Below are 3,333 nucleotides of genomic sequence, written 5' to 3'. Positions count from 1 at the left end.
CGTAAAAGCTTCGTGCCCCGGCGTATCGAGAAAACAGATTTCACGACCATCACCAAGTTCAACGTGATACGCACCAATATGCTGCGTAATGCCGCCAGCTTCACCTTCCATCACATTGGTCTCTCGGATATAATCTAAAAGTGATGTTTTGCCGTGATCCACATGCCCCATAATTGTAACCACCGGAGGCCTTGGTTTTAGACTATCTCCAGACGCTTCTATCTCTGCTGCTGCCAATACCTCTTCGCCGTATTCTTCGAGTTCCTCAACGCCGAAACCAAATTCATCGGCAACAAGCGTGATGGTGTCCATATCGAGACGCTGGTTGATGGTTACCACCATGCCCAATTTGAGGCATTGTGTGATGACTTCTGTGGGACGCACATCCATCTGAGAGGCAAGTTCGCCAATGGTTGTAAACTCATTGACTTTGAGAACTTGCCCATCTGTGGTCCCTTCTTCGGGCTCTTCACTGTCTTGCCGACGGCGACGGCGCACCCGTGGTGGTGCAGCACCACTCGACATTTGCGCCAGTGTTCGACGCACATTTTCTGATACTTCGCGCTCATCAACAACAGGACGTCTGCGTCTGCGACGACGTTTTCGCGGAGACCTCGTGCGACTTCTCTTTTCCTGTACGGGCTTTTCTTCAGGCTTGACCTCGTCCTTTACTGCGGGTTTTTCTTGTTTGGGTTCTGGCGCTTTTGTTTCGGGTTCTGGCAGCACCGGCGTTTGACTGACATCTTCTACGACAACTGTCGGATAATCCGTTCGGCGTCTTCGGCGCCTCGGGCGTCGCCTGCTTTCGCCGCTGGTCCCGGTTTTTTTATCAGACTGAGTCGAACGGAGCCGGCTCACGCGAGGTTTTTGCTCGCGAATCTCGCTTTCTTTTTTTTCATTATCTTTGCGCCTGAGTTTTCGCCGCGTCGCCTGGCGTTCTGAATCAAACTTCTCCTGTACCGCCTCGACCATTTCAGTCGTACAGACCGCCATGTGATTTTTGACTTCAAAACCGAGGCTTCTAATCTGCTCAACCATTGCGACGCTCGACAAATTGAACTCGCGCGCAATCTCGTAAACTCGTTTTTTCTTAACTGTTGTTTTGCTTTTTGTCTTCGCCAATAGGCTCACCTCCGATCATTCGTCATTTTCAGATGTGTTTTCAGTGGATTTTGCTTCCTCTGCCTCTGCTTGTAAAAGCGCTTTTTCTTCGCGGTAAGCAGATACTTTTGCATTGACAATTTCCTGTGCGGTCTCTCGCAATTTTTCAGCCGTCGTTTCGCCGATGCCAGGCACATTGAGCAACGTATTTAAGGATACACGGACGAGGTCATTGGCAGACATAATACCCGAGGCTTCAAGGCGGTCTCGCGTCACTTGACCAGTGCCGGCTACTTCGGCCAATGGCACTGTTGTAGCCAGGCGTTCAGCTTGTATTTCGTCATAACGGGTTTCAGTCATGATATCGACGTGCCAGCCAGTCAACTGTGATGCCAAACGCGCATTCTGGCCCTCTTTTCCAATAGCCAGAGAAAGCTGATCATCATCGACGATAGCCGACATGCGTTTTTCACGCCGGTCAATCACCACGCGGCGAACTGTGGCGGGGTTCAACGCACGTGACAAAAAGATCGCTTCGTCGTCACTCCAGGGCACAATATCTATGCGTTCGCTACTCAATTCACGCACCACAGCCTGTACGCGCGAGCCTTTCATACCCACGCAAGCCCCCACGGGATCAATACGCGCATCATTAGAGTAAACAGCTATTTTGGCCCGCACCCCCGGTTCGCGAGAAACGGCTTTTATTTCTATAACACCTTCATAAATTTCAGGAACCTCAAGCTGGAAGAGCTTTTCGAGAAATGCGGGATGTGTACGGCTCAATACCACCTGGGGACCTTTGGCTGTACGCAAAACATCGTGCAAGTACGCACGAACGGGATCCCCCTGCCGATAGCGTTCTTTTCTGATTTGCTCTTTAAGCGGAATAACAGCTTCGGTTCGCCCCAGATTGACGAGAATATCGCCCCGACTAATTTGCTGCACAGTTCCCGAAATAATTTCTCCAATACGCCCCTGATAATCTTCGTAGATTTTCTCGCGCTCGGCTTCCCTGACTCTCTGGACGAGTACCTGCCTTGTCGTTTGAATCGCATTGCGCCCAAAATCGGCAAAGTTGAGGCGAAGTCTCACTTCCCCACCGACCTTTGCATCGGTGTCTGCTTTGCGCGCCTGTGTAACGCCAATTTGGATTCCCGGGTCTTCGACTGAGTCATCGGCAACAATTTCTTTGACCGCTTCAACGATGATCTCTCCAGAGTTGTTGTCGAAGTTGACTTCGACATTATCCCCGGTTCCAAACCGCTTTTTTGCCGCAGAGATTAGTCCCATTTCAAGGGTTTCGATAACCAGATCGCGGTTGACATTTTTTTCCTGGGCAATTTGCCTTAACGCTTCGAGAACTTCGTAATTCAAGTGCGGCTCCTCCTCGACCAATTACAACTCAAAATGCACAGTGGCTTTCTGAATTTTTGCGCGTTCAATAGTGATTCGTTCACCCTGTAGCTCGACATCGAGATGATCGGATTTGACCTGCAAGAGCGTTCCAACTGCAACACCGAGGCCATCCACAACAAGGCGCAACGTTTTGCCGACCACCCGCTCAAAATCGCGGTCCGTCTTTAAGGGGCGCGTCAAGCCCGGAGATGAAACTTCGAGCAGATATGTGCTGTCAATCGGATCTCGCGTATCCAATATATCTGCAATATCTCGACTGAGTGTAGCACATTCGTCAATTGTAATACCATCGGGACGATCGACAAAGATGCGGACGATTTTTCGTCTATAATCGCCAGAGATAGCCAATTCAACCAACTCGACATCCCGACGATTGAGAAGCGGAAGAATTAGATGGGTCAGGGTGTCTTCGATAAGCATTGAATAACTCAAAACCGCCGCTTTACTGCGCCTTGTGGAGTATGGCTATCCAGGCTGCGCGTGTATCTGTGCCTTAATCGGGGTTGGTAGTTCTAATAGCTACACCCCATATACTCAAAAGAGTGGGCAAAAGCCCACTCTTTAATTCAGAATTTGAATATAAGAAACTATATAGTATAATGCAAGTTTTATTTCCCGGCATCCGATACCTCTACACCTCCTATAAGTTGCTTGAGTTCGAGCAACATGCGCCGTAATTCAACCAGTGGATTTTCAACATGAGACGTCGCGTCTTCAATACTCTGATTCTCCCATAAACTGCGGTCTATCTTCAGCCTTTCAACCGCCCCTTGAATCGTGTATTTCTGGGCATAGAGTAAGTCCTTAATTGCC

4 protein-coding genes are annotated in these 3,333 nt (G+C 49.5%); all 4 read right to left on the bottom strand.

From position 1 onward, the window contains the following. Positions 1-1,131: translation initiation factor IF-2 N-terminal domain-containing protein (locus OXG87_14255; protein ID MCY3870714.1), on the bottom strand; the 1,131-nt coding region annotated here is incomplete at its 3' end. 6 nt (positions 1,132-1,137) lie between these two features. Continuing rightward, positions 1,138-2,478, bottom strand: a complete 1,341-nt coding sequence (gene nusA, locus OXG87_14250; GenBank protein MCY3870713.1) for a transcription termination factor NusA — start codon at positions 2,476-2,478, stop codon at positions 1,138-1,140. Between the two features lie 21 nt (positions 2,479-2,499). After that, positions 2,500-2,940 carry a ribosome maturation factor RimP gene (locus tag OXG87_14245; protein MCY3870712.1) on the bottom strand — a complete coding sequence of 147 codons (441 nt, stop codon included), beginning with the start codon at positions 2,938-2,940 and terminating at the stop codon, positions 2,500-2,502. A gap of 188 nt (positions 2,941-3,128) precedes the next feature. Continuing rightward, the coding region (locus OXG87_14240; protein ID MCY3870711.1) for a hypothetical protein at positions 3,129-3,333 on the bottom strand (205 nt) is incomplete at its 5' end.

Source organism: Gemmatimonadota bacterium, assembly GCA_026706845.1.
Lineage (GTDB): Bacteria > Latescibacterota > UBA2968 > UBA2968 > UBA2968 > VXRD01.
Note: the sequence above shows the minus strand (reverse complement) of the source record. Positions and strands in the feature narration are given on the sequence as shown.

Excerpts from the sequence above, each read along its gene's own strand:
- OXG87_14245 (MCY3870712.1), bottom strand. The coding sequence starts at position 2,940 with ATGCTTATCGAAGACACCCTGACCCATCTAATTCTTCCGCTTCTCAAT.